General features: G+C 80.3%; 1 protein-coding gene. It reads left to right on the plus strand.

From position 1 onward, the window contains the following. The first annotated feature begins 331 nt into the window (after nucleotides 1-331). A complete protein-coding gene (locus CTKZ_RS21170; RefSeq protein ID WP_124344710.1) occupies nucleotides 332-1,030 on the plus strand; it encodes a hypothetical protein in 699 nt (232 codons plus the stop codon). Nucleotides 1,031-1,121: the final 91 nt, after the last annotated feature.

Below are 1,121 nucleotides of genomic sequence, written 5' to 3' on the forward strand. Positions count from 1 at the left end.
CGGGTGCGACGCGCGCGATCCGGTGGCTGCTGGCCGCCGACTCCGCGGGCCGGGTCACGTACGGCGACGACGTGCCGGCCGCGCAGGGACGCTGACCGCCCGATGCCGCGCGTGCCCGCCGACGACACGCCGCCCGACGCCCGCGCCGCGGGCACGGGCCGGGCCCACGTGCCGTGGGCCGCGTCCGCTCGCTCCGCCGGGTGAGTTCGCGCCCGCACAGGGCCGGTCGGGTGGTCGTTCCGCCGGAACCGTCCCCTTCGTCCCGCCCCGGGACCATGATGAGGCTGGCGGTCCGGCAGCGCGGCCGCCGCGGGCCGGAGGACGGTGGTCCATGGCGTCGACCGAGGAACGGGCGACCCGCGCGCGGGCCGTGTGCGGGGAGTGCCGCCACGCGTGGGCGGAGCACCCGGGAGCGCTGCACGCCGCCTCCGTCGTGGGCGCGTGCGCGCGGTGCGTCCTCGACGTGGAGCACGGCGACCGGCCGGTGGCGTGCGAGGTGCACGCGCCGTCCGCGGTGGCCGCGGCCGCCCCGCGCGTCGACTTCGCCGTGACCCTCGGCCCCGCCTCGCGCGCGGCCGGCCTGGGGATCCTGCTCGACGCGGTGCGGCCCGACGCGGTCGCGGTCGCGTTCGACCTGCCCGAGGACGAGGCGAGGAGCTGGACGGCCGAGGCGAGCGCCGCGTCGGCGGTGCTCCGGGCCGCTGCGGGGCTGCCCGCCGACACCCGGTACCGCACGGTGGACTGGCTGCCGGTGGACGACGCCGTGTGGGCGGCGTTCCGTGCGGTCGTGCCGCACGTGTACACCGCCGACGTGTGGGGGGCGCGCGGCGTCGGCGACTCGCTGCTGGAGGCGAACGACGAGGGCACGTCGGTCGTGGCGCGGCTCGGCCCGGACCAGTACGCGGCCGCGCTGCACCGCCTGCCGGCGGACGCGCTGACGGTCCTGCCGCGGCGCGCCACGCTCCTGCGGCGCGTCGCCACGTGGCGGCCCGGGCGGCGTGACCCGCGACCGGCACGCGACGCGGGGTGAGTCAGCGGGACGTGCCCAGGCGCTCGCCGGTCGGTGCGGGCACCGGGGCGGTCGATGCGGGCGTGGGCCCGGTCGGTGCGGGCTCCGGCGC

Origin of the sequence: Cellulomonas algicola, from assembly GCF_003851725.1 — a bacterium.
GTDB classification, from domain to species: domain Bacteria; phylum Actinomycetota; class Actinomycetes; order Actinomycetales; family Cellulomonadaceae; genus Cellulomonas; species Cellulomonas algicola.

Coding starts and splice junctions, on each gene's coding strand:
- CTKZ_RS21170 (WP_124344710.1), top strand. CDS start 332: ATGGCGTCGACCGAGGAACGGGCGACCCGCGCGCGGGCCGTGTGCGGG.